The sequence below is a fragment of the Butyrivibrio sp. VCB2001 genome, assembly GCF_000423965.1.
GTDB lineage: Bacteria > Bacillota > Clostridia > Lachnospirales > Lachnospiraceae > Butyrivibrio.
Map to the genome: position 1 here is coordinate 103131 of NZ_KE384119.1, position 25225 is coordinate 128355.

Here is a 25225-nt window from a genome sequence, read left to right on the forward strand (position 1 = left end):
CTCCAGTCAACCAAATATCACACAAATTATACTATAACAAAGGTCATTTTACTAATCTACTGTATGCTATACTGTTATGAGAAATGATATCATTGTTTAGCTCAGGAGGCAGACATGCCCGTTTATACCAAGCTATATGGCTTGTTTTTCTTAAGCATATGCATAGCGCTATACTGCATTTCATATTTCTTTAAAGACTCCAGGCACAGATCTGTGATCACCAGGCTATGCCTTCTTGTTGGCAGTCTTGTTTTTTATGCCTATGCTGGTCTTGGGTTTTTGCCTGCTCTTATTTATGTTGCATTACTGACCTATATTGGCGGTCTTGTTATTTCAGGCAGGAAAAGTTCTTTTCCATTCTTTGCTATTCTTTTGTTTGCCCCACTTGTCGTTTATAAAGTGCTGGATTGGAAAGTGTCAGGCATACTGCTGCCGTTGGGAATATCCTTCTTCACATTGCAGGCATATTCATATCTGCACGATATATATAAGGGTGAAATCGAGGTTGAACGTTCGCCTATAACGATAGCTCTTTTCACATCGTTCTTCCCTTCGGTTTCATCAGGTCCCATACTCAGGGCTCGTACACTTATCCCTCAGCTAAATGAGCCTAAGGGGTTTGACTACAACAGAGTTACTGACGGCATGAAGTTATACTGCTTTGGCCTGTTTAAAAAAATGGTCCTGGCTGATAATATGGCTGTGTATATCCAAAATGTAAATTCCGAGTTTGCAAATGGATATGTGCATGGGCTTGCTGTTCTATTATCTGCAGTGATGTACTCTCTGCAGCTGTATCTTGATTTCTCCGGATATTCTGATATTGTCATCGGAAGTGCCAAGATTCTTGGATTTAATATAGACAGAAACTTTGATCATCCTTATCTGGCCAAGACTATTACTGAGTTTTGGCGGAGATGGCACATATCACTTAGCAGCTGGTTACGAGATTATATTTATTTCCCTCTCGGCGGAAGCAGAAAAGGGATTGCAAAGACATATGGCAACATCATTATTGTCTTTTTGATCAGCGGATTCTGGCATGGAAATGGCTGGAATTTCATTATGTGGGGACTGATTCATGGTCTATTCCAGTGCATTGAGAGATTTGTTGTTACTATCACTAACAAGAAGTATAAAGGCAGTCGCTTACTTACATTTATAATGGCTACTTTTGCATGGATGTTCTTCTCTGCGGAAAGTGTTACAGATGCCCTGAATAAGCTATCAAGTTTTTCTTTGATTCCTAATGATATAAGTGCCGTATTCTCAGGAGCTAGCTCTCTTGCTGAAGTGCTTCAAATTCCGGCAGACTATAGGTTTATCCTGCTACTGATTGGTCTTGCAATCTTTGGGATTATCAGTTATTTAACATACGAGAAAGACGGACTTGAAATAATAAGAAAGATACCTGCTGCCCCGAGATGGATCCTGTACAACCTGCTGATACTGAGTATCCTTTTCTTTGCAGCATCAACACCTGTCAGCTTTATATATAATAAATTCTAATCAGGAAATACTAATGAAACGATTGATCAAGAAACTGCCATTATTGCTGATTCCCCTGATAATTTATGTCTTTGTTGTGTATAGCAATGATATATTCAATGTTTTCCACTATAACAACATCAGGCAAACATCAGCCAGCAGTAACGAGAACTACATAAAGACAAGATATGTCATTGAGAATCCCGATAAATTCAACGCCTTTATTCTGGGATCTTCCAGAGTCGCAAATCTTCCGAAGGATGGGCTTCCTACAAGTTTGGATGGAGAAGCGCTTTCCTGGTACAACATGACATATCCCATGGGTTGTCCAAAAGACAATTTGGAAACATTAAAAACCTTTATAGACAATGGTGTTGATGTTAAATGCGTAGTTATGGGGATTGATGAAATCTCTATGTACAGGACATATAACGATAACGCGGACGATCTCATATACGCACAATACCAGGAATATCAGAGATCACCCCTAAAGTTCTTTTACTCATATCTCAAAGTAAAGCCGAATTTCAATGTGCTGAAAGAGGCTTATACACAAACAGCTGATGACAGGCTTGATACTGAGCTCTTCTATGAGTATGGAGTTGAAAGGCCAAATGTTGATGTGGCTCCTCCTACAGAAGATGCTGAGATGGTAGGGTCTCTGGGGTGTGGGTATTATGGCGGATCAGAGAGCATAGATGCTATTGGAGAGATTGTTGAACTCTGTGAGGAAAATGGCATAGTGCTAAAGGTCTTTTCCTCTCCTATACTGGAGAGCACTTACATGGAAGCTGCTGAGAAGGGGTATTTTGATTTCCTCAGAGATGTGGCAAATTGCACTGAATACTACAACTTCTCGGGGCTCAATGAATATACCACTGATATGAAATACTATTTTGATGCATCACATTATAAGCCCTATGTTGGGCTTGAGATGGAAAAGATCATATTCTCAGAGCATCCAAGTAATGATGTGTCCCAGTTCGGAGCATATATAACCAAAGATAATATTGATGAGTTAATAACACGGTTAGAAGAAGAATACTGAGTATTGGCCATAAGTTGCTATGGTGTAATCGGTTATGCCCTTGCTGTCAAGAGTATTCTGAAGGACAGGGGTTGTAGCCTCGGTTGTCACGATAAAGTATTCTTCACTTGGATCAGTGGTTGGCGGATACCAGCGGGTATCAGTAAGCCACAGTGCAGGTTCCATAGTGTCCATCTGGATGGGTGCTACAATCAGGTGGCCATTTGAATAAGTGGTGAGCATCATGGCGTAATCAAAGGTTGCATAACCATGTGTGTAGCCCTTGGATTCAAGGTCACTGACCATTGCGTACTCTGTGGAATTAAGAGTGTTGTCGCTCGCTATCAGTGCTGTGTAGGCATGCGTTATGCTGATGACAGATAACAAAGCCACAAAAGTCACAAGTACGGATGTAAGCTTCCAGTCCATGAATGATGCAAGTGCTCCACAGCCTGCTGCAATGACGAATACGACCATTATGTAATATCTGGGTGTGGAGTCCAAAGTAGTGAATGACGCTGCAAGCATAGCTAGTATTAGTGATAGCAGGATTGTGAATACGGCGATTATTTCCGGTTTTGTTTTTATCTGTCTGATGATTGCCCACCATCCGATAACAGCTAATAGGAGCAGGATGATAGCTACGATGGTCGCAAATCCGTTTGCGCGTATCAATTCGAATGTCTCCGGGATAGCTGTGCCAAACAGTTTAAATATACCTTTTCTGAAGTTGGATGAAGTGTCTTCACCAAAGGGTGCATATATTCTGGCTGCTATGTAATTAATTGCAGATAATGAAAGAAGCCATATTGGTGTGGCAAAATTTAACTTCTTTACTTCGTTTCTGTCACGCAAATTGATCAGGATAAGCGTGATAAGTCTTAAAAATTCTACAGCGCAGAGTGGCAGATATACCATGGCAAGGCCACGAAGTCCCTGCATTCCAAGGAGCCAGGACAAAATCGCTAAGAGTATAGTTGAGGGGATTCGAATTCTCTTTTCCCTAAGAAGGCGTGCGTATGCGGTCATAAGCAGGAAAAGGGTGATGATATGCGGACTGTAATAGCACGCGTACAGGGCAAACATCTTAAGACCTGCAATATTCCAGGCTGACAGGATGAATGGAATAAGGCAGGCTGTCAGAATACCGGTGGAGCTATAGCCCACATAGGCATAGAAACGTACCATGCACAGGATCAGAAGCAATATAAGTAAACTGCAGGCAATTCCAGCCGATAGGTTCATGTTCCCACAGAGCTTGTAAATAGGGGCAGCCAGGTTTGGCATTGAAACGATGCGGTTCTCAGTGGATGACACCCAGGTATCGGGGGGCAGGCAGTTGTTGCCGGCAAGGACCATGCCATACACTGCTTCTGCGCCTACGTCAGATTCCATGTAGGCTGTGTAATGGAAAAGGTTTGCAAATATATAGAGACCTGCAGTTAGGGATAAGAGCAGGATCAGGAGTATGTTTGTAATGCGTTGCAGACGCGTCATTTATGTGTTATTTCCTTTCGAGTTATTATATCTTAAATCGTCAAACACTTAATAAAGTCTACCATATCTGTTCTTGGATTACATTCTATCGAAGGCCATACCATGCCTTCATAATTTGCTACCAGCTTTTCGGCATTCAATACTGCATTATCAAGCTTATCTTTGCATATCTCATAACAGTCCAAGTTCTTTTCATAGTTTTCAATGTACTTCTTTAGGTCTTTTACCACCTGGTTTCCATTTTCATAGAATTTTGTGGTGTATTTGAAATGCAGTAACAGCCATATCTCAAAGACGGGATTTGATACTATGAATGAAATGGCTCCATTCACATTCTTATTAATTAAAGCCATTACTTTATCAGCTTTCTTCTTATCGTTATCAATGTCAAGGACTATGAAACCTTTATCCCCGCTAGATGCAGATAATCCAAGTTCTCTCCATTTAGCGAGTAAGGTTTTATATAATGCTTCTGCATCTGTTTTGGATCCGGCTTTAACAAAACGAATATAGTATTCTTTTCCCTGTTCCTGAAAATTTGATAGATAAAGCGTTTCAGTCTTGTTTCTGCCTTCAGCTATAACTAAATAAGTCACGCGTTCTTTCTTGGACTTTGTTCCTCGCCTCTTTAGCGAGATATCACGTTTTGCCATTACAATTCCTCCCCACGAATATAAGGAATTGCACCATAGCGGCCAAGAAGATAGCCTTTCTCGATATTATCTTTCTTCCTAACCCCAAATTCATCCAATGAATACAGATCAGATACACCAGTCTTATTGTTCTTCTCAGTAAAGTACACCTGGTCTCTTCTGAAAGTAGATAATGACAGCAAAGAAGTATCATGAGTAGTAAATATAAGTTGGGCACCAGACTTGTTAATTTCTTTATCTCTGAACATATTTATAAGATGTCTGACTATAAATGTGTGAAGGCTCTTGTCAATCTCGTCAATAAATATAGTCATCCCTCTTTCAAATGCATCTTTTAAAAAAGGTCCAAGAAGAAAAAGCTGATTGGTACCAAGCGACTCTTCCCTCATGTCCAGAACATAGTTGGTAGTGTTGTCTCCTTCTCCTATGATATGTTCTGTGTGAACAATCATCTGCTCTAGAATTCTTATCTTAGATATATTAATATCTGCCACCTGAAGAAGTCTCTCTGTAAAAGCCACATACGCATCCCGGTTAGCGCCTTTATAGTGCTCAAGCGAAATATTTGCAATATTCTGCGCATCTGTAAACATTGCAAGTTTTTCAGAAAACCATTTATAAGGAATCATTGTGCTTTCTGTATTCCAATTAGTAGCTGTGGCCAAGAACAACTTGTTTGGAGTATTAAATCTAACCAACGGCTCAAGTATCCCTTTTTGAGATTTAAACTCATAGTCCTCTTCTTTTCGTTCAAAAATCAGTGTAGGTCTTTGACTTGAGTATTTATATAAATACTCTTCATGCACTTTCATGTTGTCTGCCGAGAAACCATATACGTATCTGTTTCCATCTTCCGCAATAAAAATAAACTCAAACTCAGAGGGCTCAAGCATCGTATCACTGTCAAACTTAAATGGAGCAATTCCAAAAATAGGCTGATCAACCTGAATCATATTGGAGTTCTTTATAAAGATAAGCGCAACAGTCATTGCCTTATATAAGCTTGTCTTTCCGGATGCATTGGCGCCATAAATCGCAATGAGGTTAGAGGCTTTATATCCATTTTCTTCGTTTATATTTTCAGGATGCTCGGAATCTGCCGATGGATTCAATGCTAAAACGGCCTTTTCTTTAAAAGACATGAAATTCTTAACCGAAAATTGAATAAGCATATGCTCATACCTACCTTTCTAGTATGAGTATATGCTTATATTTAGGTTAAGTCAAATTATATTTTTGATAATTGCGCTTTTTGCGCAGATTTCAGATTTATAATTCCATAAAACGCATATATCATTACAAACAGCGTTGTTATCATCGTAATGATGTAGGAGACTTTCTGAACCAGTGTCTTGCGGTAGGTAACCATCAGGTGGCCTACACCTTCTCCGTCTTCAGGCATGAAGACTCTAACGTAGCCGTTGTCGTCGTAGGCTTCGCCCACCGAAAGCTCTTTTACCGGGCTACCATTGTCGTCTGTTAGATAAGCTCTGTAGCCGTAGAAGAAAACGTAGGGCACGTCATAGTATTTCTTGTCGAGAAGAATCCAGGTTTCGTAATACTTGTTGTCATCGTGTTTGAAGCCGTCGGCGCTGCTTCCGTCATCGCAGCGGGAGTTATTGACATCTATGCAGGCACTGGGCTCACACTCGACGGGGAGCCAGTCACCACAGGAAACAGCATAATCTGTTGCTGTCTCAAGGTATGTCAGATCCAGTTCGGTGTTGCGGCCGTAAGCTGCAGGGTTATAGAAATCGGGCTTGATATATGCTCTGCCGGCAATGATAAGAACGATGCAGGAAAGGGCAAACACGAGCTGGTTCTTGATGAGCGGAATGCCTTCTTTTTTTAGTATATCATTCTTAAAATTCTTAAATACGAGTGCATAGTAGATCACCATAAGAGACATGACCACAATAGAAAGCCTGTCGGTCTGCTGGAAGAACACGAAAAACTTTCCGAGTGGGCTGCTCCAGAATGCCTGTGAGAACATAAGATAAATGTGGAGTGCAGTTATGATGAGGTATGTCAAACAGTCCATATATAGCTTGTGAGTTCTTATTGTCGTGTAGATAAAAAGAACTGTGGCGAGTATGAACAGCACAAAATAAACAGGTGTGATGGTGTTAATTGCCTGGGAAAAGCTCAAAACATGGTCTTGGGCTTCTATATAGTTATCATAGATAGCCTTGTATTTGGAGTGGGCAGCTTGTTCCAGTGCCGGCATCCAGTACTCTGCAGTAAACAGAAGGCTGATCATGCTTATGCCGAAGAGTTTACCGAGGATCTTGGGGGTCCTGATAATGTCTTTTACATTAATAAGGGCAATCATCAGGAGGGCTACCATCAGAGATACGAAGGAAAGATGATGGCTTAGAAGGACTACTACGATGCCTATGCCATACTCGATGTAGCCACCCTTTTCGTCCTTAAGCGCGTGGCTAAGGCCGCACATTGCCATGGGCATGAAGGCCTGGGCAACAAAGGCGCCGATTCCGAAGCCGCCATAGAGGTTATACCAGAGGAAATATGTGCCAAAGTAGAGGATGTCGGCTATCAGGGCGGTCCGTTTGTCGCCGATCAGTTTGGACATGCTCTTGTATGAAGCTATGGCACCGATTGAGCCTCCGACTATGATATAGAATTTAAGCGCGGGGATTATGTCCATTCCCAGAAGGACGAGAATAGCTGATGGGTACAGGAAGAAATCAGAGTAGAAGAAACCTACTCCGTAGCCGAAGCCTCGCATTAGCATCGGGCGCATTTTGGCCGGGAAGATGCCTAGTTTCAGGGTTCTTACCAGGGACAGGAGGCGGCCGTAGTGGAAGCCGTTCTCAAAGGCGCTGGGAAGCTCTTTTGCATAGAATGGGACGAAGAATGCAAGGAGCATTAGTATCAGGATGGCTAGGTGAAGGCCATCTTCTTTTAAGAGCTTTTTTATGCGGTTCATAGTTGTTCCCCCCAACTTTTTAGACGCTTTTCATGTTTATTCTAAGGAATGAATGGGGGATAGTCAATGATGCCGGTGGATTTGCAGGAATGAAAAACAGGCTTCCCAATATTGGGAAGCCTGGATGTGGTGTGAAATTATTTAATTGGCTCTGTTAAACTTCCTTAACCCACAAGCCGTGAAGGTTGCAGTATTCATATACTGCTACTGCCTTTTCACCGGCTGCGAGTACGAATTCAGCAACAGGCTTCTCAGAAGGCTTAAGGTACTTGATCTGAGCGCCGGTTGTTGTTTCAAGAGCGATGAACTGGATGTAGTGTGCATCCATCATAGGATGCTCAACCTCTCCTACCTGAACCTTAATTGTATTTCCATCTACTGTTACTGCAGGTACGTGCTTCTCTACTGCACCATCAACTGCTCCGGGTACAAGCTCTTTCATTGGCTGTCCGCAGCATGCAACCGGTACGCCTGAGTCAACTAATTTAGTGATAATATTTCCGCAAGTTTCACATCTGTAGAATTTCATTTTTGTTTTCCTCCTTTTTTTATTCCTGTGGTGAAAAATCATCTTTGCCTACGCTGCAGAGTGGGCAGGTGAAATCATCTGGAAGGTCTTCCCATTTGGTTCCGGGAGCGATGCCATTATCGGGATCGCCTGCTGCCTCGTCGTAAACATAGCCACATACATTACATACATATTTCATAAGATTAGTCCTCCTATCTTTGGGGTTCATATTTGGGGGCATCTGTTATCGGATGATCTTTTCAAAGTCGTCTTTGCCGTGCTTGCAGATTGGGCAGATGAAGTCGTCGGGAAGGTCTTCGCCGACATATTCATAGCCACAGATTGTGCAGCGCCACACGGTCTCGCCCTTTGGTGTTGTGCCTACTGCCTGAGGTTTTGGCTTGATGTCGCTCTGATAGTACTCGTAAGTGCAGGACTGTGCGTCCGCGAGAACTGTCATGAAGGTCGGTTCGCAGATGAAGAGAGTGTGTGAACCGAGGTCAACAAGCTCTTTTACCTTAAGAGAAAAGTAGGCGTTGGTACCATCTGTTATATATGGAATGCCATTGTCGGCAAGAGCGTAGTTGCCGGTCGCATAGTCTGCGCCGAACTTGTCGACATCGCGGCCGGACTGGAACCCGAAGTGCTTGAAGAGATCAAAGGTGGCTTCTTTGCTGATGACTGATATGTTGCAGGCCATTGTGGCTTTGATCATGTCATGGGTGTAGTTAGCCTTGTTAACTGCGATGGAAATGGTGTTGGGGTCTGACGCTACCTGGACTGCGGTATTGATTATGCAGCCGTTCTTCTTGTCGCCCTGGACTGCAGTGCAGACAAAGAGGCCGTAGGACAGCTTGTACATGGCTTTGTTGTTGAATTCCGGCATGGCTTTTTCCTCCTGTTGAGATTAGAGTGATAACAAAATTTAGTTTGTTAGTATACTTATAATTATACAAAATGGCGATAGGGAATGGAAGCAGTTGTAGAATATTTTTAGATTGAAATGGTACACTATTGTAATTAGTGTACCATTATGTTAAGATGAGGTTGCATCACGGAAGAGATGGGGTGATATAGATATAGATGGATATATATGTAAAATTTTTCTTTGGTAATAATAAGAATAGTTTCGTCGTAATCCTGTCTATGCATAAGGCAGGCGATTATTAAGAGGTTTGAATAATGAGTAGCGAGAATGATGGAATATTGTGTTGGAAATGTAGAAAACTAGTCCCTTATACAATTGAGACTCGACATAGACTGCGCGTAATTAATGGCAAAAAATATGAGTACAATGAACGCTATGGTCTATGCTCAGAGTGTCATAGTGAGATATCTGTTCCGGGACTGATGGACGAAAACGAGAATCGCTTTGATATCATTTACAGGCGGTTATCCGGCATTATTACCAAAGGTGATATTCATGAACTGCTGAACAAGTATGACATCGAGAAAAGGCCACTATCCCACCTTCTTGGATTTGGGGAGCATACTATTTCCAGATACCTGGATGGACAGATTCCCAAGCGTGAGTATTCTGATCTTTTGTTGCGTTTACTGCACGATCACCTTGAGATGGAAAAAGTTCTCGAAGAAGGCAAGGGTAGAATCACAAATGTAGCTTATAACAAAGTGAAGAAGAAAATTGCTCTGATAAAGCAGATGACAAGCTATAACACAAAACTAGAGTTAGTTGCGTTGTATATTGTTAACTCGCAGTATGAAGTCACAGACTTATCTCTTCAGAAGCTACTCTATTTTGTTAAAGCTTTTTCGCTTGGTGTTTTTGACGGAGAAGCTGTATTTGATGGTACATGTGAAGCCTGGGCTTATGGGCCGGTTTTTCCTGATATTTACAAAAAATACAGAGCATTTGGCGATTCACTTATACCTAAAATCAATCCGGATCCAAGTTGTTTTGCAGGACTGAAAGCTGAGGATAAGAAAATTATAGACTTTGTGCTTAATACGTTCGGAAGGCTGAATGGTAAAGTGCTGATGGATATAACTCATAAGGAAGAACCATGGAATACTGCCAGGATCGGACTAGAGACCTTTGAAACGTCTAAAAATGTTATATCCGATTCGAGTATAGGCGATTACTATAAAGGAATTAACAAGATATATGATCTGACTACGCGAGAAGGTGTAAATAAATATATTGATAGTTTATTTGAGGAATAAGGATGGATCGTTACTTAATTTTTGATGAATCAGGCAATTTAGGAGCAAATGGCCGTTTCTTTGTAATAGCATGTGTTGATACGTATAACTTTAAGCCTTTACACAACGTAATGAAAAGGAAACTTGGAATCGCCAAAAAGATCTTTATTGAACTTGGAAGCCTACATGCGCATGAAATTAAAGCTAAGGATGCATATCCTTGTATTAAATACCATATTGCTGAAGTTCTATCCCAGAAAGACATACGAATCTCGTATATAGTTGCAGATTTAAAACACGTTAGTCCTAAACTCCTAGAACAGAAAAATATATTTTATAATTACTTAATGCGTATTCTGATGGATCATCTACTATCTAAGGATGATGAAGGCTCAACTATCCATGTAATCTATGATAATCATACAACAAAAGTAGGCTCTGTAAATTCACTCGAAGAGTATCTTCTACTGCATTTTGTTTATGACAAAGGCTACAATCTAGATTTAAAGTTTAAGTGCATGGATTCCGACTCATCTGATGCATACGTTGTTCAAGCGGCTGACTATGCAGCCAACGCAATTTACAGTCATTTTGAGTATAACGTGAATACTTACTATGACCTACTCAAACTTGTAACCAAGCATAAAATCAAATTTCCTACTAAAAGTTTTATGAAATAATTCATATAGTGCTTGAAATCAGTGCCTATTGATTGTAATATAATAAGACCAAATATTGTTATGATTTTAAGGGTGTGTAAGCCTATTATAGCGTGCGAACATTTAAGCATAAGTTGCCTGTGTGGCAACCACTATATTAGCAGCACCCTTTTAATAATTAATTATTTGTCTTCTAGTGAAATCATACATATCTTCGCCGTTGTTCCAGGCTTTGTACCACTCTACTGTATTGCGTATAGCTTCATCTACATGCCACTCAGGTTCCCAGCCGAAGGTGGTGCGGGCTTTGGTGCAGTCGAGCTTGAGGAAGCTAGCCTCGTGCGGTGCATTGGCTTCCGCATGATTCTCCCAGGTTGCGTTATCGCCCCAGTATTTTACGAAGTAATCAGCGAGGTCTCCAGTATTGATGCAGTCCTCGTCGCGGGGACCAATGTTGTAATAACCAGAAAAGCTCTTTTCCCCAGATTGACGCATAGCGATCATAAGGTAGGCGTAGAGGGGTTCCAGTACGTGCTGGTAGGGCCTCGTGGAATACGGGTTGCGGACGATTATGGGCTGGCTCTTGATTGTTGCTCTGACGCAGTCTGGAATGATGCGGTCGTTGGCAAAGTCTCCGCCGCCGATCACGTTGCCGGCTCTGGCAGTGGAAATGGCCGGTGATTCCGGGGCTGAGAAGAATGATTTCTTGTAGGAATGGGTCACGAGTTCAGAACAGCTCTTGGAGTTGGAATACGGATCATAGCCGTCGAGCTTCTCATCCTCAGTAAAGCCGTGGTTCTCAAGGTCGTTGTTCTCGTAGACTTTGTCGGTGGTGACGTTGAGGAAGCTGATGGCGCCCGGGTGCCTTCTGAGGCACTCGAGGATATTCACGGTTCCCATGACATTGGTCTCGTAGGTATAGCGCGGATCCTTGTAGGAATCGCGGACTATGGGCTGCGCAGCAAGGTGAAGGACTATGTCGGGATTGGCATCTGTGTAGGCTTTCTCCAGTGATGCGAGGTCGCGGATGTCGCCGATGGTGCTGTGGATGTGGTTTTCAAGGCCCAGGATTGTGAAGAGGTCGGGCTCTGTGTTTGGGGCTAAGGAGTAGCCGTAGACTTCTGCTCCAAGCTCTTTTAACATAAGGCAAAGCCAGCTGCCTTTGAAGCCTGTGTGGCCGGTGAGGAAGATGCGCTTGCCGGTGTAGAAGTTCTGAAGTTCGGTGAATTTATTGGATGTGGCCATGATTATTCTCCTTTTATATCTTAATTATCGAAAATTATGTCTGAAACCATTTTTATGGTTTTGTCACATATCCCATTTTTTCGAGATATCTTTTCCCAATTAGACACTGCTACGGTAACATCATCAATTATGTGCTCAATTTTGGATGTACTGATTCCCATGGTTTTACCGGATTTAATCAAGTCTTCTTTTGTGATCCCTACAGTCTTACCATTGACTGTCATCTGATGTGCCTTTAGCCATATGTTGCTTAGATTATATGAAAACGTCAAATCATACGCAGGTGCAAGTCTCCACTTTCCGTTTCTATCCATCAGAAACGAAATATTCTTTACATGGTCATCCTGATTTACAGCAAGCACATTAAATACCATTCTCCTGTAAAACTGCTCTATCTCATCAGCAGTGAGTTTCATTTCACGCATATAAGTAACAGCCTGTTCATAGCTGCACATCGCCGGTACACTGTAATCAATATGCGCTAATGCACCTAGAGTTTGCATGTGCAGCTTCCCATTATCGCCTCTGTCAAAACGTTTTGTCATGAAATGGTTGCGCCCGTTTTCAGAAAATATCCTGCACTCACTCATCTCTATGCCTGCCAGTTTAGCCATTTCATAGTATGAATACTCTATAAGTGTATACTCAGGCTCATCTTCTAAGTTATGATCTCCATTTCCGGACACACCATCAAACTTCATCAGCCAGAAATCATATCCTTTTTCCGGATTTATTTGTCCAGATCTGATCACACCTTCTTTTTCATTCCAGGCTATAATTGCCTTAGCTCGTGCGCCTCCGGCTGAAGTGCCAAGTTGAAGGAGCTGAGAGTATGTGAGATTGTCATTTGCCTTGATTTTGATTTCTTGTCGCCGATTTAAAACTTCCGAAGCAAATTTAACCATTTCATCCAGGTCAATTCGTTCATTTATATCAGCCTCAGGGCCTTGAGCCGGAACATACTCAAGCGCTCCCATAGCTCTTTTGCCTGTATAGCATAACCTGTCTATAACATTAAAGCTGGATTCTGTCCTACCTTGATCTGCCAGCCACCTATTAATCACGGCATTTCCAAATTTGTCAGGTAATGAATCTGCAATCAAACCCGGAACGCCTCTAAATGACTCACCTATATCAGGAAAGCGATAGACTCTGCCAGACAAAGGCATTTTAAGAGGAGAAAGCTCAATTCCTGTTCCAACAGCATTTTGAACAAAGTCATGATCATATTCAAAATCGGCAACTCTTCCACCTTCTGGTAGATGTAATATACCTATTCTGGTTCCCCAGATATAAACTTCTGCGTAATTCATTGTTCATCTCCCCATTTAAATGCTTTTTTAGCGCTATTGGATGCCTTATAATCCATCTTGTGCGCTCTTTGCTTAGTCTTACCTCTGAGCTTTTCAAGAAGAATCGATGGCCTATTATCCATGTCGGGTATGGCACTTAGTATTGATTCCGCAAGTTCAAATGCAATTGATAATTTTAAAAAATTCTCCAACGATATGTCTTCGCCATTTTCAAATCTCTGTATTGAGCGCAGGGAAAGTCCTGTGATGGATGCAAGCTCCTTCTGGGTTATAGAGCTTTCTACTCTAAGCCTTTTCATTCTCTTACTAATGTTTTGCAGGTATGCTTTCGATGTCATGGTTTATTCCTCCAAGAAAATGATAACATTTCGAGACTTAATGTGCAAGATTTTACGTTTTACATCTGGATTATGGGGTTAATCCGCAATTTATTGCATGTTATTTGCAATCATAGGCTAGCGCAATTTGCGCAATTTACACAGTCTAGCACAGGCTAGATGGCTACGACTAGCCCCATTTACTGCTGAGGACATCACCCTTGAGGTAGAGATTGCCTCTGGTGTTTGATTTGACGGGTTCGAACAAGCCTCGGTCAGTCATGTAGGCCAGGTTCTGGCGTGTGCAGGAAAGCTCACGGCAGCACTCCTGGGTGTCAATTATGTTGTGGTCTGCAAAGGTTATGAAGTCGGAAAGGGATAACGGGATTGGCTTGCCTGCAGTATAGAGTTCTGATGCCGGAACATCTATGGAATTGTTGAAGGTGATGTAATAGCCACCGGTTCCGACCATGCATGAGTTCAGGAGTTTTGGGTTTTTGCAAACTTTTTCAGTTATGTCATCGTTATCTAGTTTAGTCAGGTCGATTTTTCTTGTTTTATTGTCTGCGAAGAAACAGAGAATGTTGCGATTGTCCAGTACTGTGCAGTCTGTCAGATTTCTCTTTTGCCTGGCCATCACGTAGTCAGGGAGGGTGGAGAGTTCGCGGATTGAGAGGCTGTCCTGGCAGCAACGGCCATGGGATAGCTCGAGGAATTTCATCTCGTCGTACTCTTTGAGTTTATGGGTTCGGAGGATGCTGGAGATGTTCTGGCGGGTGCTGGGGATGATGCGTCCACGAACCCACACGAGACTTGCTTCTCTTGGGATTGTGAACACTCCTCGTTTAACAAAGGTGGCAAAAAGGAATGGCGCAGTCCATTCGTCAAGGTCATCCTCTAGTTCAACTATGAAGGTCTTCACTTTTTTGTAGTATAACAGTATACCCACTGTACGTCCTAAATAATCATCATATATTTCATAGCACTTCATTTCTAATTCCTCCAATTTAAAATTGTAGTGTTTTATTTGACGTGCGTCAAATATTTTGGCGTGTTACAAAATATGTATGGAAGATGTGGGAAATGTGCATCACAAGACAGAGTATAGAGCCGTGTTGGTTTGAATTGATTTTTTAATTGCATCACAAAAATTGTCATATGCAAAATTAGTTGGAAATTACAAACTCTTTTCATGGCCAAGATTTAAAAAATTTGATGGCTAGCTCTTTTCCTGCATACCAGTACTCGGCCTACGGATGTCGTGTGATGTAGTTTGGGGTAAAGATTGTTTTTGAGCCGGTTGCAGCGTTTTGCAATTTCCAACTATTTTTTCATATGGCAATTTTTGTGGGGTGGTCGTAATTACGTTTCCAACCAACGTCCAAAGGGTTGGACCCTTGTGATGCAAAATCGGGCCTCAACTCTGGAAATGGTCCCTCATCCCCGTCCCCAGGGGTCAAAAATGATCCCTTGACTCCGTCCCTAGGGCTCAAGAAATGAGCCACTGACTCCGTCCCCAGGGCTCAAAATGGCAAAGAAAAAGCTTCCCCGGTGGACGGGGAAGCCTGAATGGTTCGGAAAGTTGATGCTATTACTTTCTGTAGTAGTTGATGATCTTCTTGACTGCGGTGATTACGCTCTCTACGTCTTCGTCTGTCATCATCGGGTAGAGAGGAATGCTCATGATGCCTTTGTAGATGCTCTCGGCTACTGGGCAGAGGCCTTTCTCGTAGCCCATCTTCTGGTAGAATGGGAAGAAGTAGACCGGTACGTAGTGGACCTGGCACTGGACGTTCTCAGCGCTCATGGCATCGAAGAACTCACGGCGTGTGCAGTTGAGCTTGTCGAGCTTAAGCTGAATGATATACAGGTGCCTTGTTGTGTCGGACTGAGGAATCTCTTTCTGGATGAAGAGCTCAGGGACGTCGGCGAAGGCTTCGTTGTATCTCTTTACGATCTCTTTTCTTCTATTTGAGAACTCGGTGAGCTTCTTGAGCTGGCTTGAAAGGAGCGCTGCCTGGAAGTCAGTCATGCGGTAGTTAAAGCCAAGGGTCTGCATCTCGTAAACCCAGATCCCCTCAGGGTTCTTGTCGACGAAATCTGCAGGGTCATGAACGATTCCGTGCTGGCTTGCAAGGTGGAGTTTCTTGTAAAGCTCAGGGTCGTTGGTTGTGATGGCTCCGCCCTCTCCGGAAGTGATGGTCTTGACCGGATGGAAGCTAAAGCAGGTCATATCGCCAAGTGAGCCCTCGGGCTTACCATTGTACTTGGTGCCGATGGCGTGGGCTGCGTCGATGATCAGGGTCAGTCCATGCTTGTCGCAGATCTCGCGGATCCTGTCGTGCTCGACTGCCTGGCCTGTAAAATCAACTGCAACGACTGCCTTGGTGCGCTCTGTGATATGCGCCTCGATTGAGTCGGGATCTATGTTGTAGGTCTCAGGATTAACATCTGCGAAGACAGGCTTAGCTCCAACATAAACCGCGCAGTTAGCTGATGCTGCGAAGGTCAGAGGTGTTGTGATGACTTCATCCCCGGGACCGAGGCCTGCTGCGATTGCTGCACAGTGAAGAGCTGCTGTTCCGTTACAAACTGCAACAGCGTATTTAGCTCCTGTTACTTCGCAGAGCTTTTTCTCCAGTGCTGTTACTGATGGTCCGCAGGTGATAAGGTCGCCCTTAAGTGTTCCGGCAACTGCAGCAACGTCATCGTCGCCGATCCACTGGCGGCCGTAAAATATCTTTTCCGATCTGACGGGTGTTCCCCCGTGTATCGCAAGTTTCTCCATTAGGTATTCCTTCTTTCTGAAATTGATATAACTTATCATAACATAATTTCCCAAAAGTTGAACAATTCAAAAAAGCGTATTATAATATCACCTAATAGTTTACATTTTCTTTTATGAATAGGGAGGAACTAAAATGGCAGCAAAGGTTAACACAAAGATTGAGCTTCAGTTTGGCGAGAAGGCTGTTACTGATGATACACTTGTAGCAGCAGCTAAGAAGGCTTACGGCAAGAAAGATATCAAGAATCTTGACATCTATGTTAAGCCTGAAGAAGGCAAGGCTTACTACGTTGTAAACAACGATGTAACAGGAAGCTTCGACCTTTAATTCTGAGTTAGTTCAAAATGTTTGGGCCTCTACCTGATGGTAGGGGCCCATTTTTCACTTAAAAGTTCTGATTATTTACAATCTCCATCATTTCAGCCGGCGTTACAATAAAATCCCCTACCGGATAATGCTTATTATTTCCGGTGACAAGATATGAATTATCTTCTCTCTTCTCCATCGCAACTTCATAAAAGATTAGATCGTCCATATCTATAAGAATCTCTCCTGTTGGCTTTGGGAAAACCTCAACACCGTATTTCATTATCATCTTTATTACTGATAATATCTTTTCTTTGCTAAACCTAAATTTAGGTCTGCAAAGCACATCATAATACTCTTCTATAATGTCCCTATGATAAAGAGGGATTATTATTCCTTCTGCAATAGCAGCATAAACTTGGACTGTAGGAGAATCCTCATTCTTAGTCAGAAGCGCAGAAACCAAAACATTGGTATCTATTACAGCATATATAGTTTTATTCTTTTCCACGCTTACGTGCAGATCTTGCCTCTGAAATCTCAGCATTGATTTCTTCTAAAGTCATCTCAGGCAGATCAGCTGCCTCCTTTCGTAAACCATAAAATGCTGCTCGTATATCTTCTCTTCCCGAACTCGGATCAGATAAAACCGCATCGAAAGGAAGTCCTCTTACCTGTTTGCTCTTCCTTAAAAACATTCTTAAAGCTGTAGGCAGATCCATCCCCAATTCTTCATATATATAGGAAACTTCCTGTTTAAGATCTTTATCTGCCCTAAACTGAATCAGTACTTGTTCCGACATTTTAACCCCTCCTTTTGTACATTATTATTAGTTGATATGTATTTGCTTATATTTTGTTATGTATGTATTTGTCATGTGTTTGTAATGTAATTATACAAGAATGCCTTAAACTTGGCAACACTAAAAAATCCCGCTACTTGAGCGGGATTCTAATGTTTGCAGTATAATATGCCAATTTATCTGAACTAGCCAACGTTCTTGGCGGCTATGAAGCAGGCGATTGCCATGATGACAGCGATGATGGCGAAGATCCTCATCCATTTGAAGGTCTCGGCCTCCTCTTCGCTTGCTTTATTTAGTTCTCCGATCGTGAAGAATACGACGCCGGCGATGAAGATTGCTGCGGCGTATATCAGGAGTAATTTATTCATAGGCTGAAATCTCCGAAGACGCTGGTATTGGTTGTGGCTTTCGCTGTTGTGGTGTAAGCCTTGATGATGGCCTTGGCGAGGTCGTTGCTTGTTGCTACTTGATCTTGTGCAGCGGTTGTATCAGTTGTTTTCGCTGAAGTATTTGAACTGTTGTCTGCTATTGTCTTAAGCGCTGCTGTCAGTGAGTCTGTGGCTGTAGTGTTCACGCCAAGCGAGTTTGCAAGCAGTGAATTCACGTTGAGCTGGTCCAGAGACTGGGTCTGGAAAGGATTCGCTGCTGTAGTAGTGTTCTGGCCAAGGGATGATGTAAGGGCAGATGATACGCTGTTTAGGGCGTTTGTACTGCCGGAGCTTGTGCTCTCTTCATCATCAGTTTTAAATAAGGAATTAGCGATCAGGTTGCCGGAGAAGTATCCGGAGTTCGAAAGCTCTTTTAACGCATCAGTACTGAGTGTTCCGGCGTAAGCATCGGCGTTGGAAGACTTTGCAGTGTTGGCATTTGTCGAAGAACTGCCGCTCTTGTCTGCACCCGATGTGGCTGCCACGCTCTCTTTTGCCGAAGATGCACTCTTACCGGCCTCGGAAATCTCGAGGAAAGCGCCGTTTATCTGCTCGAAAGTGGCGTTTATCCCGTCAGTTGCGGACTTGACCTGGCTCTGAACCATGGCTCCGATGTCGGGAACCTCGTCGATTTCGCGGGTCTTGCTCTGGATGTTGGCCTTGATGGCCTCCGAAAGATCGGCCTGGAACTGAGCTTTATCCGCCATTTCCTGGGCCCTTTGGGTTGCCTGCTGGCCAATGTCTGAAATTGAATTGAGATATTTGTTGACGGCCTTTGTCAGCCGCGAGATATCAAATGACATTTATTTCCCCCAAAATAAACAACTATACCTACCATTATTATACACTATATCATATACTTATGTTATGGAAACCACGAGATTTAGTCATTTACGACACAGATTCAGATACAATTTAAAACAGCTGGCAAGGTTCGAGTCGACCCCGGAGGTCGTGGAGCAGAAATCCAAAATATCCATCATTCTATTGCTGGGGTTTGTGGCCTATGCGGCCATTACGATCTATCCCTCCATCAAGAGCGGATATTATCATGGCGTGGTGACAAATATTTCCATTATTGTGTTATTTCTTTTATCTATATTGCATTTAAAGCTCTACAAAAATCACACCATAACAACGATACTGACTTCATTTACGCTCATTGCGATCCTGTTCTTCCACTTCATCATGGAGGTTGACTGGACCATCGGAATGGACGCATTCTGGCTCTTTATCCTGGTCATGCCCTTCATCACTGACTATCTGGCAGGTGCGATCTACGGGACGATCGCGGCGTTTTCAGGGCTTCTCCTCAGTATACTGTGCTTCCAGACGCCCATGCTCTATTACCTGCAGCCCTACGGCAGCAACATGGTGCAGTGGTATACGGTCATTTACCTGGTTACCATGATCGCTGCGGCGGTCATTTCCTACGAGCTGACGGCGTATCAGATTGATAAAAAAGTTTCCGACGAAAAGATTGCTTATTACCAGTCGGAGCGCACCGGACGTCTTAAGAAACTCCTCTCCGTTTACGAGAGCAACGAGCAGACCATCCGCAAATACAAGCACGACATCAGGCACTTCAACCGTGTGCTGGCGGGCTTTATCCAGAATCAGGAATACGACAAAGCCGCATCCTACCTGCAGGAATTCGACTCCATGCTCGAGGGTGTGACGGCTGTTTCCTTCTGCGAGAACACCATCGTCAACGAGCTCCTGACCATCTACGCAAGCCAGTGCCAGAAGCTCGGCTTCAAGCCCAGGATCAGGGCAGATGTGCCGGAGCACTTCGCGATTGAGGAAACGGACCTGACATCGCTTGTGGCCAACGCCCTTGAGAACGCAGTCGAGGCCCTGAATCATGTAGATCAGGACAAAAGAGCTCTTCAGGTCGAGATTTCTTTTGACGGGCGAAAGTTAAAGCTCATGACGAAGAACCCAGCGGGAAGAGAGATTTCATTTAAGGATAACGGACTGCCGATCAGTACGAGGCCGGTGCAGAGCGGTATTGGTACTGCTCAGATTAAGGCTATTGCGGAGAAGTACGGCGGAGTGGCGAGCTTTTCGCAGGAAGATGGGGTATTTGTAGTTAAAGCTGTTATGACGTGTATGTGATGTGGAGTCAGTGTGGACGGTTCTCTTGGGGAGTCAGTGGGGACGGTTCTCTTTGACTCATTTAGCTTTGCAAAACGAGTCAAAGAGAACCGTCCCCACTGACTCCCCAAGAGAACCGTCCACACTGACTCACGCTGACTCCACGCAAAAAGCATCCTGCCGGGCGATTATGCGCTGGCAAGATGCTCTTTTATTTTGTCCTTTATTCTGTTCTCCACCATTTCTGCGATCTCGGTGGTCTTCATTCCCTTGTAATCTTCATAATAAATCGGATCAAGGTAGTAAACATAGGTCGTAACCGGGCCCTTGTGTGGGCTGTTGTAAACCTTGTAGGAATCAACCAGCGCAACCGGCACGATCGGTGCCTTGGCCATCTGTGCAAGCTTAAAGCTTCCGGGTTTGAAGTGCTCTACGATATTCTGATTATTCTCCTTGTAGCCACCCTCCGGGAAAAGGATGAATTTCTTTCCCTGAGTCTTGATCTCCTGCGCCATTTCCTGGAAAACATGCAGAGTCTGGCGAAGATCGTCAAGTATGATTGATTTGCCATCCACCAGCATCAGGAATTCCGCAACCAGTATGATGTGCGCCTTGGCCTCGTCCATTACGAAGGACAGGGGCTTTTTGTGGACGCTGAAAATTCCGGGAACATCGTATTTGCCCTGATGGTTGGGGTAAAGAATGTAACCTCCCTCCTTTGGGAGCTTGTCCTCGCCGTAGCAAATGGTCTTGTAGCCTGAGGACTTGTTCATCTTGTCAACCATTGTCCGGGCTACTGCGTAGCGCTCCTCGACGCTGTGGCGCTCGGGATGGCGCATCCAGATTCTGGCTTTTACCACATAGTAAATGATGCGGTGAAGGTTAATTAGTATTGTTTTTGTATAATTGGTCATGGGGTTAAATCATCTCCAGAGCAGCAAAAAGTGACTTAAATCCGTACTTTTCGAACTGCTCTTTGGCCTTTTCTTTATTGATATTGAGTTTGAAATCATCCAGATTGTCGGTTATTGGATAATCTCTGCGGATCTGAGCAAGGTCTTTTGACAAAAATGCCATGTCCCTGTACTCGCCAAGCGCCTTCATAGGGCTGCGACTGATGCCAAGATCCTCCTTCCAGGATGTGGCAAGGGCCTTGAGATCCTTGTCCGTCGGGCAGGCGTCGATGGCTTCATAAATGCCCTCAACGGTGCCATAATGCGCAAGAAGCGGGATCGCAGCGCTGCTGACGCCCTTAACTCCGGGGATATTGTCGCTGCTGTCGCCCTGAATGCCCTTGAGATCCGGGATCTGCTCGGGGCGCACGCCGTACTCCTTAAGGCACAGGTCGGGAGTTACCTCGAAGGCCTTGTCGGGCAGGCTTGTAAGCTTCTTGTTCCAGCCAAACTCCGCGCCGTACTTGGCCTGGAGCTCGTCCGCTGTCTCCTGCTTGGTCTGGATCAGCCACACTCTGGTGTAGTCGCTGACCAGCTGAAGGTAGTCGTGATCTTTCGTAATTATATATGAAGGAATCTGTTTTTCAAATTTAGTTGAGGCGCTGCCAACGATGTCGTCAGCTTCGAAGCGGTCGTCGAACATAACGGGAAGTCCAAGCTCTTTTAACAAGTCTTCCATGTTCTGGAACTGCTCCTTGAGCGGCTCCGGGGTGTCGCCTCTGTTGCCCTTGTAGTCCGGATATTTCTCACGCCTGAAGGTGTCCCTCGTGGTGTCGAAGGCAAACATCATGTGCGTGGGCTTCTGCTCAGCGATGATCTTCAGGATCGTGCGCATCATGCCGTACATGGCGTTTGTGTACTGCCCCTGGTCATTATGCATGATCTGGGAAAAGAGCTTTTCCTTCTTCTCAGGGTCTTTTTCAAAAAGCAGAGCCTTCGGGAGGTTGCCGTAATAGTTGGTAACCAGCATGGAACTGCCGTCTATAAGGATGAATTTATCTGTTGTGCTCATTTGTTAATCCTTGTTTGATAATTATCTACTTATTATATAGAAAGATTGGGTGGATTGGCAAGCTTGTCGTGGATGCTGAGCCGGCGGCATTTAGCCGATTTGCCTGCTGCGCAGATCAGTGACTGCTTGCATCAGAGTGCCTTGGTAAAAAATCTTGTCATGGCGCTGTGTTTAACGAAGTCCGGGCGAGGGATTTCGTTGTAATTACATTTCTCATACAGGTGGATTGCAGCTTCTAAGTTGTCGTGAGTCTCGAGGTATGAGGTTTTAAAGCCTGCTTCGCGCATCTTATCTTCTACTAAGGTCATCAAGTCATAGCCAAGGCCCTTGCGCTTTACGGAATTGTCCAGGTAGAGCTTCTGAAGTTCTGCTGTGTTTGGCATCGGGTCGAACCTCGCAAAGCCTACTCCGCCCAGGACTGCGCCTGACTCGTCTGTCAGAACGTAGTATTTGTGGTCTTCGTCGCAGTAGTAGTCGCTGAGGTGATCGAGGCCGTCGTCGTAATAGACTGTTCCCGGGATGTCGAGTTTGTGTTCTTTTAGGTTGGTTCTGATAAGGGCCGCTACGGCTGCGTTGTCTGACGGGGTCAGCTCGCGATAGGTGTAGGGCTTGGCATCAGTGTGGGCGTCGGTTTGGGTGCTGGTTTGTGCGCCGGTTTGGGTGCTGGTTTGTGCGCTGGTGTTTTTATTCATAGGTTTTGGTGCTCCTTGTTCCAAGTAGTACCATTATAGCAGAATTGTTGGTCGGGTTTACCTAATTAATATTTGCAGAAAAATGCCGGTACATTGGCAAGATGTACCGGCTTTTAGGTAGGAGATTTCTTATGACTATTGTATTCCAAGTGACTTGGCATTGCCACTTGGTTAGTCTGAGCCGCTAAGCTTGGCTAGCTGTAGTGGCTCGTATGTTGTTTTTTGTTGTTAGCTTTTGCTAACATGGTTATATTAGCATAGGCTAACACGAAATGCAAGGGGTAAATTCGAATTTTTTGCAAATTTGTTTTAAAAGAGCTTAATCATAATAATTCAGTTCTATAGAGGGGGATACATAGTACTTGAAGTTGTGCTTATGGCAATAGCTTTTAATTCGGGCCACAATAAAGGGATTTTTGGTGTATTCCAAAAGATATACATCAATGCCCTGAGCCGAATATTTCTCGATATAATTTGTGAAATACTCCATGTCATCTTTTGTACTTTTAAAAGACCTTCCGGTGTCCCAATCTATTCTTGTGAAAACAGATTCCTGATTGATTCCGGTGATGATGTCATCTGCCCTGCCACCACCGGCAGTATAAGCTTCAACAAAAGCATCTCCGCCATTCACGATAACATCCGCGCCTGTGGCCTTAAGGCCTTCCATGATAACAGAAAGGCCTTCCAGTATCTCAGGTTCGGGGTACTGATAATAAACGTCGCAGTTATCCACAAAGTAGCCATCAATCCCTTTTTCCAGCAATTCCGGTGCAAGTGTTTCAAGCACAAAATCCTGCCAGATCGGCGAAGGTACATCGATCCACCTTTCCTCATCCCAATGTTCATAGTCGCCAAGAGTCAGGGCTTGATATTCATCGTAGTAGGCGCGGAACGTCTCAAGCGATCCGACGTTGATGTAACTGTATACTTTGTGTCCCTGCTGTTTGAAGCTTTCTATGGACGCTTTTTCATAATACTGCGCGTCAATTACCACTGTGTCATACGTAGAAAGCCTCTCCAGGTCATCTTCGTAACTTAAAAATACTCCGTACTGATCGTTGTTATAGGAACAGGACGTGATTATAAGGGCTATAAGCGCCGCGGCTATAAATGCCACGGCTATGATAGGGCTATATTTCTTCATAATAGGCTAGTATAGCATCATATAAGATAGCGCTCAATTACATCTATGACAGCCTCCATTGTAAAGGGATGCTTTTTGTCTTCAAAAGTCATGATCAGGTTAACTCCTGGAATATATCCATTGTTGAAGTACAGTTTAAGCTTTCGACTTGTCTTTTCAACATATTTGGGATCGTCTATCCTGCCAAAATGTTCCCAGATGATCAGCTTCTGATTTCTGCGGCTTTTGAGAACAAAGTCAGGATAAAGCTCCACTCCGTCAAGCACAAGTTTATTTTCATAACGATATGCTATTCCTTCAGCCAGAAGTCCATCTGCTATGCTGGCTTCCGACTTGGAGCGCACCTTTTCTCCTCTGATTGTAGGGTGCGTTAGTTTTTCGGGATACTTCATATTTTTCTCATAAGGCTCGTTTTCCCAGTTAACATCTACAAGAAGCTCCCTGTAAGGAGATGTCTTTTGCAGGAATCTCCTGTAGTTGACCTCACTACAGTTTCTCAAATAGCGCTCAATACAGTAAAGCTCATTTTGCTTGTCCAGCATAACTGCTCGGTCATAGGCTTTCCTGGCAAGCTTCTTAGCATGCATCAGATTTCCTCTCTTGATGTATGTGCGGGAATATTTGCCATCTTTTTCTTTTCGCTGAACATACCATTGTGGCTTACCTTTTGAGGCGCTGATCACAAGTGTTCCCTTGGGGTAGCGCTCAATATCCCTTTTCAGCTTTTTGATTTCTTTTGCCAGCTGCACTTTTCTGGCGGTGTAAAACTCTTTTCTATGCATAGTCTCCTTTTCCGCATGTGACAAATATGTGGAAAAAAACAACTCGGCATATCTGTACATGCTTATGTAATTTCTTTTATCCACGATTAAGTGCCTGTGGATGCGGCAAAAATCAATAATCCGGGGAAATTTGGAAGAATATCCTGGGAATCCCTAGAAACAAGGTTGATTGTATCAGAATGAATTGAATTTGTGAAGAGGGGAAATGGGGTCGATTTTGCAAAATATAATAGGACACAAAATATTCACATTTTTATATCTGTTCTGACTGTTGGTCAGCGGGAATTGTCAGACAATTTTTTCTTTGGATTTATGTGGGTTCTACGGGTGTTATGAAACTTTTTTCCAAACAGAATTAAATGCTCGGAGAATTATGTTGCAAAACGGCAATAA

27 protein-coding genes are annotated in these 25225 nt (G+C 43.6%); 6 read left to right on the forward strand and 21 right to left on the reverse strand.

Features of this window, described 5'->3' with window-relative positions; all coding sequences use genetic code 11:
- The first annotated feature begins 114 nt into the window (after positions 1 to 114).
- Positions 115 to 1509 (forward strand): MBOAT family O-acyltransferase, encoded by a 1395-nt coding sequence (locus tag G589_RS20680; protein ID WP_051192586.1) that lies wholly within the window; start codon positions 115 to 117, stop codon positions 1507 to 1509.
- A gap of 13 nt (positions 1510 to 1522) precedes the next feature.
- Positions 1523 to 2536, forward strand: coding sequence for a hypothetical protein (locus tag G589_RS0118030; protein WP_155832587.1), 1014 nt, complete (start codon positions 1523 to 1525; stop codon positions 2534 to 2536).
- Here G589_RS0118030 and G589_RS0118035 read toward each other — a convergent pair.
- The 7 genes from G589_RS0118035 to G589_RS0118065 all read right to left on the reverse strand — a co-directional run bounded on the left by G589_RS0118035 (position 2519) and on the right by G589_RS0118065 (position 9009).
- A complete protein-coding gene (locus G589_RS0118035) occupies positions 2519 to 4012 on the reverse strand; it encodes a hypothetical protein (RefSeq protein ID WP_026523092.1) in 1494 nt (497 codons plus the stop codon). The two genes, G589_RS0118030 and G589_RS0118035, sit on opposite strands and share 18 nt — an antisense overlap.
- A 32-nt stretch (positions 4013 to 4044) precedes the next feature.
- The gene (locus G589_RS0118040) at positions 4045 to 4665 is read right to left on the reverse strand and encodes an RloB family protein (RefSeq protein ID WP_026523093.1); all 621 of its coding nucleotides are present in this window, start codon (positions 4663 to 4665) and stop codon (positions 4045 to 4047) included.
- Entirely contained in the window at positions 4665 to 5837 is a 1173-nt protein-coding gene (locus G589_RS20685; protein WP_026523094.1) for an AAA family ATPase, read from the reverse strand. Before G589_RS20685 ends, G589_RS0118040 begins: the two co-directional genes overlap by 1 nt.
- A gap of 56 nt (positions 5838 to 5893) precedes the next feature.
- Positions 5894 to 7615 (reverse strand): hypothetical protein, encoded by a 1722-nt coding sequence (locus G589_RS0118050; RefSeq protein WP_026523095.1) that lies wholly within the window; start codon positions 7613 to 7615, stop codon positions 5894 to 5896.
- Between the two features lie 154 nt (positions 7616 to 7769).
- Positions 7770 to 8144 (reverse strand): desulfoferrodoxin family protein, encoded by a 375-nt coding sequence (locus G589_RS0118055; protein ID WP_026523096.1) that lies wholly within the window; start codon positions 8142 to 8144, stop codon positions 7770 to 7772.
- Between the two features lie 19 nt (positions 8145 to 8163).
- Complete coding sequence (gene rd / locus G589_RS0118060) at positions 8164 to 8322, reverse strand: rubredoxin (RefSeq protein ID WP_026523097.1); 159 nt, start codon at positions 8320 to 8322, stop codon at positions 8164 to 8166.
- A gap of 45 nt (positions 8323 to 8367) precedes the next feature.
- Positions 8368 to 9009, reverse strand: coding sequence for a flavin reductase (locus G589_RS0118065; RefSeq protein ID WP_026523098.1), 642 nt, complete (start codon positions 9007 to 9009; stop codon positions 8368 to 8370).
- Positions 9010 to 9305: 296 nt separating this feature from the next.
- On the opposite strand from G589_RS0118065, the gene G589_RS20690 reads away from it, so the two are divergent.
- Together G589_RS20690 and G589_RS0118075 are read left to right on the forward strand one after the other, a co-directional pair.
- Complete coding sequence (locus G589_RS20690) at positions 9306 to 10307, forward strand: type II toxin-antitoxin system antitoxin SocA domain-containing protein (protein ID WP_051192588.1); 1002 nt, start codon at positions 9306 to 9308, stop codon at positions 10305 to 10307.
- 2 nt (positions 10308 to 10309) lie between these two features.
- Positions 10310 to 10966 (forward strand): DUF3800 domain-containing protein, encoded by a 657-nt coding sequence (locus tag G589_RS0118075; RefSeq protein ID WP_026523099.1) that lies wholly within the window; start codon positions 10310 to 10312, stop codon positions 10964 to 10966.
- Positions 10967 to 11116: 150 nt separating this feature from the next.
- Here the strand turns inward: G589_RS0118075 and rfbG are convergent, their stop codons facing one another.
- The 5 genes from rfbG to pseC all read right to left on the reverse strand — a co-directional run bounded on the left by rfbG (position 11117) and on the right by pseC (position 16608).
- Positions 11117 to 12190 (reverse strand): CDP-glucose 4,6-dehydratase, encoded by a 1074-nt coding sequence (gene rfbG, locus G589_RS0118080; RefSeq protein WP_035776622.1) that lies wholly within the window; start codon positions 12188 to 12190, stop codon positions 11117 to 11119.
- A 20-nt stretch (positions 12191 to 12210) separates the two neighbouring features.
- Positions 12211 to 13503, reverse strand: a complete 1293-nt coding sequence (locus G589_RS20695) for a type II toxin-antitoxin system HipA family toxin (protein ID WP_035776623.1) — start codon at positions 13501 to 13503, stop codon at positions 12211 to 12213.
- Positions 13500 to 13841 carry a helix-turn-helix domain-containing protein gene (locus G589_RS21530; protein WP_051192590.1) on the reverse strand — a complete coding sequence of 114 codons (342 nt, stop codon included), beginning with the start codon at positions 13839 to 13841 and terminating at the stop codon, positions 13500 to 13502. Before G589_RS21530 ends, G589_RS20695 begins: the two co-directional genes overlap by 4 nt.
- Positions 13842 to 14010: 169 nt before the next feature.
- Complete coding sequence (locus G589_RS20705; RefSeq protein ID WP_035776624.1) at positions 14011 to 14811, reverse strand: hypothetical protein; 801 nt, start codon at positions 14809 to 14811, stop codon at positions 14011 to 14013.
- Positions 14812 to 15411: 600 nt separating this feature from the next.
- Positions 15412 to 16608, reverse strand: a complete 1197-nt coding sequence (gene pseC, locus G589_RS0118100; protein WP_026523101.1) for a UDP-4-amino-4,6-dideoxy-N-acetyl-beta-L-altrosamine transaminase — start codon at positions 16606 to 16608, stop codon at positions 15412 to 15414.
- Between the two features lie 133 nt (positions 16609 to 16741).
- On the opposite strand from pseC, the gene G589_RS20710 reads away from it, so the two are divergent.
- Positions 16742 to 16936, forward strand: a complete 195-nt coding sequence (locus G589_RS20710; protein ID WP_022768282.1) for a DUF6465 family protein — start codon at positions 16742 to 16744, stop codon at positions 16934 to 16936.
- A 58-nt stretch (positions 16937 to 16994) separates the two neighbouring features.
- On the opposite strand, the gene G589_RS0118110 is transcribed toward G589_RS20710, so the two are convergent.
- The 4 genes from G589_RS0118110 to G589_RS0118125 form a co-directional block, all read right to left on the reverse strand.
- Complete coding sequence (locus G589_RS0118110; RefSeq protein ID WP_051192592.1) at positions 16995 to 17462, reverse strand: putative toxin-antitoxin system toxin component, PIN family; 468 nt, start codon at positions 17460 to 17462, stop codon at positions 16995 to 16997.
- Positions 17413 to 17718 carry a type II toxin-antitoxin system RelB/DinJ family antitoxin gene (locus tag G589_RS0118115; RefSeq protein WP_026523103.1) on the reverse strand — a complete coding sequence of 102 codons (306 nt, stop codon included), beginning with the start codon at positions 17716 to 17718 and terminating at the stop codon, positions 17413 to 17415. Before G589_RS0118115 ends, G589_RS0118110 begins: the two co-directional genes overlap by 50 nt.
- A gap of 185 nt (positions 17719 to 17903) precedes the next feature.
- On the reverse strand, positions 17904 to 18089 hold the full coding sequence (locus G589_RS0118120; protein ID WP_022768284.1) for a hypothetical protein: 186 nt from the start codon (positions 18087 to 18089) through the stop codon (positions 17904 to 17906).
- Positions 18086 to 18952 carry a hypothetical protein gene (locus tag G589_RS0118125; RefSeq protein WP_026523104.1) on the reverse strand — a complete coding sequence of 289 codons (867 nt, stop codon included), beginning with the start codon at positions 18950 to 18952 and terminating at the stop codon, positions 18086 to 18088. The genes G589_RS0118120 and G589_RS0118125 overlap by 4 nt, the downstream gene beginning before the upstream one ends.
- 151 nt (positions 18953 to 19103) lie before the next feature.
- Here G589_RS0118125 and G589_RS0118130 point away from each other — a divergent pair, with 151 nt between their 5' ends.
- On the forward strand, positions 19104 to 20267 hold the full coding sequence (locus tag G589_RS0118130) for a sensor histidine kinase (RefSeq protein WP_026523105.1): 1164 nt from the start codon (positions 19104 to 19106) through the stop codon (positions 20265 to 20267).
- A gap of 167 nt (positions 20268 to 20434) precedes the next feature.
- Here the strand turns inward: G589_RS0118130 and G589_RS0118135 are convergent, their stop codons facing one another.
- From G589_RS0118135 to G589_RS21535, 5 genes are all read right to left on the reverse strand, one after another.
- Positions 20435 to 21160 (reverse strand): lysophospholipid acyltransferase family protein, encoded by a 726-nt coding sequence (locus tag G589_RS0118135; RefSeq protein WP_026523106.1) that lies wholly within the window; start codon positions 21158 to 21160, stop codon positions 20435 to 20437.
- A gap of 4 nt (positions 21161 to 21164) precedes the next feature.
- Positions 21165 to 22211, reverse strand: a complete 1047-nt coding sequence (locus G589_RS0118140; RefSeq protein WP_026523107.1) for a 5'-3' exonuclease — start codon at positions 22209 to 22211, stop codon at positions 21165 to 21167.
- Between the two features lie 131 nt (positions 22212 to 22342).
- Positions 22343 to 22927, reverse strand: coding sequence for a GNAT family N-acetyltransferase (locus tag G589_RS0118145; RefSeq protein ID WP_242826481.1), 585 nt, complete (start codon positions 22925 to 22927; stop codon positions 22343 to 22345).
- 295 nt (positions 22928 to 23222) lie between these two features.
- Positions 23223 to 24050 (reverse strand): endo alpha-1,4 polygalactosaminidase, encoded by an 828-nt coding sequence (locus tag G589_RS0118150; protein ID WP_026523109.1) that lies wholly within the window; start codon positions 24048 to 24050, stop codon positions 23223 to 23225.
- Between the two features lie 17 nt (positions 24051 to 24067).
- On the reverse strand, positions 24068 to 24832 hold the full coding sequence (locus G589_RS21535; RefSeq protein ID WP_051192594.1) for a hypothetical protein: 765 nt from the start codon (positions 24830 to 24832) through the stop codon (positions 24068 to 24070).
- Between the last annotated feature and the right edge of the window lie 393 nt (positions 24833 to 25225).

Bases quoted from the DNA above. Each gene is read 5' to 3' on its own strand.
- G589_RS20680 (WP_051192586.1), top strand. From the start codon at position 115: ATGCCCGTTTATACCAAGCTATATGGCTTGTTTTTCTTAAGCATATGC.
- G589_RS0118030 (WP_155832587.1), top strand. From the start codon at position 1,523: ATGAAACGATTGATCAAGAAACTGCCATTATTGCTGATTCCCCTGATA.
- G589_RS0118035 (WP_026523092.1), bottom strand. From the start codon at position 4,012: ATGACGCGTCTGCAACGCATTACAAACATACTCCTGATCCTGCTCTTA.
- G589_RS0118040 (WP_026523093.1), bottom strand. From the start codon at position 4,665: ATGGCAAAACGTGATATCTCGCTAAAGAGGCGAGGAACAAAGTCCAAG.
- G589_RS20685 (WP_026523094.1), bottom strand. From the start codon at position 5,837: ATGCTTATTCAATTTTCGGTTAAGAATTTCATGTCTTTTAAAGAAAAG.
- G589_RS0118050 (WP_026523095.1), bottom strand. From the start codon at position 7,615: ATGAACCGCATAAAAAAGCTCTTAAAAGAAGATGGCCTTCACCTAGCC.
- G589_RS0118055 (WP_026523096.1), bottom strand. From the start codon at position 8,144: ATGAAATTCTACAGATGTGAAACTTGCGGAAATATTATCACTAAATTA.
- rd (WP_026523097.1), bottom strand. From the start codon at position 8,322: ATGAAATATGTATGTAATGTATGTGGCTATGTTTACGACGAGGCAGCA.
- G589_RS0118065 (WP_026523098.1), bottom strand. From the start codon at position 9,009: ATGCCGGAATTCAACAACAAAGCCATGTACAAGCTGTCCTACGGCCTC.
- G589_RS20690 (WP_051192588.1), top strand. From the start codon at position 9,306: ATGAGTAGCGAGAATGATGGAATATTGTGTTGGAAATGTAGAAAACTA.
- G589_RS0118075 (WP_026523099.1), top strand. From the start codon at position 10,310: ATGGATCGTTACTTAATTTTTGATGAATCAGGCAATTTAGGAGCAAAT.
- rfbG (WP_035776622.1), bottom strand. From the start codon at position 12,190: ATGGCCACATCCAATAAATTCACCGAACTTCAGAACTTCTACACCGGC.
- G589_RS20695 (WP_035776623.1), bottom strand. From the start codon at position 13,503: ATGAATTACGCAGAAGTTTATATCTGGGGAACCAGAATAGGTATATTA.
- G589_RS21530 (WP_051192590.1), bottom strand. From the start codon at position 13,841: ATGACATCGAAAGCATACCTGCAAAACATTAGTAAGAGAATGAAAAGG.
- G589_RS20705 (WP_035776624.1), bottom strand. From the start codon at position 14,811: ATGAAGTGCTATGAAATATATGATGATTATTTAGGACGTACAGTGGGT.
- pseC (WP_026523101.1), bottom strand. From the start codon at position 16,608: ATGGAGAAACTTGCGATACACGGGGGAACACCCGTCAGATCGGAAAAG.
- G589_RS20710 (WP_022768282.1), top strand. From the start codon at position 16,742: ATGGCAGCAAAGGTTAACACAAAGATTGAGCTTCAGTTTGGCGAGAAG.
- G589_RS0118110 (WP_051192592.1), bottom strand. From the start codon at position 17,462: ATGCTGAGATTTCAGAGGCAAGATCTGCACGTAAGCGTGGAAAAGAAT.
- G589_RS0118115 (WP_026523103.1), bottom strand. From the start codon at position 17,718: ATGTCGGAACAAGTACTGATTCAGTTTAGGGCAGATAAAGATCTTAAA.
- G589_RS0118120 (WP_022768284.1), bottom strand. From the start codon at position 18,089: ATGAATAAATTACTCCTGATATACGCCGCAGCAATCTTCATCGCCGGC.
- G589_RS0118125 (WP_026523104.1), bottom strand. From the start codon at position 18,952: ATGTCATTTGATATCTCGCGGCTGACAAAGGCCGTCAACAAATATCTC.
- G589_RS0118135 (WP_026523106.1), bottom strand. From the start codon at position 21,160: ATGACCAATTATACAAAAACAATACTAATTAACCTTCACCGCATCATT.
- G589_RS0118140 (WP_026523107.1), bottom strand. From the start codon at position 22,211: ATGAGCACAACAGATAAATTCATCCTTATAGACGGCAGTTCCATGCTG.
- G589_RS0118150 (WP_026523109.1), bottom strand. From the start codon at position 24,050: ATGAAGAAATATAGCCCTATCATAGCCGTGGCATTTATAGCCGCGGCG.
- G589_RS21535 (WP_051192594.1), bottom strand. From the start codon at position 24,832: ATGCATAGAAAAGAGTTTTACACCGCCAGAAAAGTGCAGCTGGCAAAA.